The sequence below is a fragment of the Arthrobacter pityocampae genome (genome assembly GCF_002927275.1).
GTDB lineage: Bacteria > Actinomycetota > Actinomycetes > Actinomycetales > Micrococcaceae > Arthrobacter_D > Arthrobacter_D pityocampae.
In genome coordinates, this window is record NZ_PRKW01000012.1 from 1 (window position 1) to 4045 (window position 4045).

General features: G+C 63.6%; 1 protein-coding gene. It reads left to right on the forward strand.

Features of this window, described 5'->3' with window-relative positions:
- The first annotated feature begins 2587 nt into the window (after positions 1 to 2587).
- Complete coding sequence (locus C4K88_RS16770) at positions 2588 to 3871, forward strand: class I SAM-dependent methyltransferase (protein WP_104122809.1); 1284 nt, start codon at positions 2588 to 2590, stop codon at positions 3869 to 3871.
- Positions 3872 to 4045 lie beyond the last annotated feature (174 nt).

Below are 4045 nucleotides of genomic sequence, written 5' to 3' on the forward strand. Positions count from 1 at the left end.
GGGCAACTCAGAAAACACTACACCCACCACCACCCCCGAGCAAACCCAACCAGTGTCTACCCGATCACGCCCGACAGGCAGGTGCGCTGCTGGCCAGTCCCTCAGTTCGCTGACAACACGCAGCCGAGTAACCGACGGGCACACACGGGTTCGCCACTGGCCAGTCCCCGGGCTTCCCTGCCGGGCAGGTAAACAGGTGCGCTGCCGACCAGTGGCCCGGCTCCCCTGCCAACACGCAGCCGAGTAACCGACGGGCACACACGGGTTCGCCACTGGCCAGTCCCCGGGCTTCCCTGCCGGGCAGGTAAACAGGTGCGCTGCCGACCAGTGGCCCGGCTCCCCTGCCAACACGCAGCCGAGTGACAAGTGGGCACACACACGGACTCGCCGCTGGCCAGTCGCCGGGCTCCCCTGCCGGCCAGTAGTGCGGTTACATGCGCATGCAGCTGAGTGGTGCGCCGACAGATATCTAGGAAGTCATCGGACAGACACCCGGGTTCCTTGCCCAGGCGCAGTCGGGTTCTGCCAGCACGCTGTCATCGACGGCGGAGGAAAGGCACGAGCATGCAGGACTTACACGAACTGGGGCCTGAACGACTGTTCAAATCCCGGGCGGAACCGCGGCTTGGGGTACCAGCAGGTCCGCTCGATCGCTCGAGTCCTGAGCTCTGACGACGCCCGCTCCGCACCGCACCGCACCGCACCGCACCGCACCGGCGAGGGAGCCCTTCCGTCCTGTTGCACACGGCTTGGATCCCCATTCCGCCCGCCAGCCGTTTCTTGGGCCCGGCCGGTGTTGAGATGTCTCGTGACACGGTCAAGTGGAGGACTAAGCGGATCGGTCTCGCCCCGACCCGCTCCTGTCCACGTCCGTCGTTGAACCCGTGGAGGAGCTCGACGCCAGGACTCCAGGGCTGCCGACTGGGCTCCGAACGCGGTGGGGTCTGCTTTTGGCTACGTCGACCACCTTCGGATGGCTTCCGAAGAAGCCGTCACGGTTCAGACAGCCCCCGACCGGTGGACCCCTGGTCAGATACTCATCGAAGGCGAAGGGGCACACAGGTTGCTGTCACTGACAGGGAAGCCACGACCTGTTGGCTCACAACCCTCGTCACCCGGTGGCGCTGGACCGCCATCGTCAACCGCCCCAGGTGCAGCGGCCCGTCACTCAAAACACACCAGGTGCTACGGCTTCGCGGAGATATGGACCGCAGACACCGAGCCGTATGATTCCTGGATCACCGTCAGTGGGATCGGGTGCATGAAGACACAGCGTTCCGGGCTGCCGTCGATTCGGGCCTGCAGTGTTGTTCGAATTCTGCGGACCGTGGTTCATCGGAACTGTGGTGTAATTCCTCGACCGTGGTCGGTGAAGATCGTCAGCAGTTGTCGTAAGGTTCTCCAGCGAATGGCGCCCTTCCCTCTTTCGGATTGTCCCGGGTTCCGGCGACGCCTTGTGAATTGTCGATGGATCAGCCCGATGCCTGTTCTCACCCTGTGTCGGCTTATCTTCCTGCGGGGTGCCGCGCCGAAGACGCAGCGCGTGCCGAGGTCAGGGATGTTTAGTCCCTTTACGCTCTTGCGTCACCGCAGATTGCACCGGCTCGGATTATTCGGCCGGGTCCGGACATCAACCCTGCAGCCTTGGTCGAGCGCCTCCTCGACACTGGAAATGGCAGCACCGTGATCTCGAGCCCGCGGTAGCGGAGTCTCGATGCATCCTCCGCAATACGTAGGGCAACAGTTGTAGCCGCCTTCCTCGCCACTGCAGCGAAAGCCAGTGAGCCCGTGAGCCAGAACCTCCAACGCGTCCTCACATACCAGCCAACGTCCCCGGGCAGTACACCTAGCCGAAGGCGGCGGCTGAGGTGCTCGCAGACGACCAGGGAGAACACCCAAGGTGGCGACCCGATTTCCCGGAACTTACGCCGTTCCTCCCGGAGTCGTCTGGCGAGGATCTCTAGGAAGCTGCTGACCAGACCTGTGATGTCACTACGGGACCTTGATGGGTTTGCAGGACGTGGTGGCCGCAACTGTTTCACCGTCTCTTGGCTGCCGTGCGGTCTATTTGGAAGCACAGTTCCTGGTGAAGGGTTCGCGCGGCAAGGGGCTGGCTGCGGCAGTGGAGGCCGCGTTCGTGACAGGTCGACGGCCAGGGTTGGATGCGGTCCGGGGCCATATCCAGGCAGGGGACTTGTCGTCACTGTGTACGGTTCGAAGGTTGGGTCGGCAGCCGGTCCAGGAGGAGTCTCTCGTGGAACTGCCCGCCCGCTGACGTCAGCATGACGCGCAGCGCAAGTCCTGCCGCAATCCGACCTGGGTTTTATCGGCTGAACTGAACCGGCGTAATCCTCTGAGTTCCCCACACCTTTGTCAGCGCCGCGTGTGCCCGTTCCGCAAGAAGCCCGCGGTGGCTGAGCCTTGCTCTGAGACCACACGGCCGCTGTAAGGACGAACCGCGTACAGGCAGGTTCATGGCCTCAGCCTCGATTGTGGGACTTTGCGCGAAGCAACGGCAGCCAGGCGCAGAAGATACTGTCTCGACGGAAGTATGGTCCGTGCGGACAAGTCGTAGTAAACAGGGTGCATGCGCAGGAAAGAGGGAGTGGCACCGCAGTTAGCCGACGCCTTGGGGGTCATTTTGGGTACGGAAGAGATCCCGCTCAGGCTTCGGGCATGGGACGGCTCAGAAGCAGGGCCGCCCGGCGCCCCCGTGATCGAATTCCGCTCCCGACGGGGATTACGACGCATGCTTTGGTCGCCGAATCAGCTCGGGCTGAGCCGTGCGTATGTGGCGGGGGAGATCGATGGGGCCGGCGACCTCTTCGAAGGCTTCTCGGCGCTCAGCTCCGTGGGCAAGTTCGCCGAGCTGAAGGCTTTCCGTCCTCCGACCATCAGAGAACGCATACGGCTTGTCCGGACAGCCATTCGCGTAGGAGCGCTGGGATTTCCGCCGACACCGCCTCCGGAGGAGATGAGCGTGACCCGACTGGGGCGGAAGCACTCGAAGGAGCGTGACGCCGCGGCGATCTCTCATCATTACGACGTCGGAAACGACTTCTATGCACTCGTTCTCGGGCAGACGATGGTCTACTCCTGCGCTGTCTGGGACGACGAAACAACAGGTCTGGACACAGCTCAGGAAGCGAAGCTCGACCTCATCTGCCGCAAGCTCGGTCTTCGGCCCGGGATGCGAGTGCTGGATGTCGGCTGTGGCTGGGGCAGCTTCGCACTGCACGCAGCACAGGAGTACGGAGTCGACGTCGTCGGTGTCACCCTCTCGAAGGAGCAGGCGGATCTCGCGCGTAAGCGAGCCTCCGACGCCGGACTCGCGGATCGCATCGAGATCCGGGTCCAGGACTATCGCGATGTCCACGACGGCCCCTTCGACGCGATCAGCTCGATCGGTATGGCGGAACATGTCGGCGGAAGCCAAATCGGCGCCTATGCATCCCGCCTGTTCGAGTTGCTGCGCCCCGGCGGGCGTCTCCTCAACCATGCAATCTCGTGGAACGCCGGCGAGATGCCTCCGGACCCGGACTCCTTCATCCCCCGCTACGTCTTCCCCGACGGTGAGATGCTCAGCCTGACCGCGATGATCGAAGCACTCGAATCAGCGGGGTTGGAAGTGCTCGACGTCGAAGCGCTCCGCCGGCACTACGGACTGACACTGCGCGCCTGGGTGCACAACCTCGAGGAGAACTGGGACGAGGCAGTCCGTCTGACAAGTGAGGGCCGGGCTCGGGTGTGGCGACTGTACATGGCATCGAGCGCACTCGGCTTCGAGCGGGGTCTGAACGGCGTGAACCAGATACTGGTGCAGCGCGCAGGAGGCGAGGAGCCACCCCTACGACGCCGCGAATGGATATGACAGTTCTCCTGACGCCTCAGCACTGAGCCCCAGGCCATCCTGGTTTTGTGGTTAAAGGGGGGAAGGCCCCGACGTGGTGTCGGGGCCTTCCCTGGAATGGTTGTCCGGCGGTGTCCTACTCTCCCACACTCTCTCGGGTGCAGTACCATCGGCGCTGTGGGTCTTAGCTTCCGG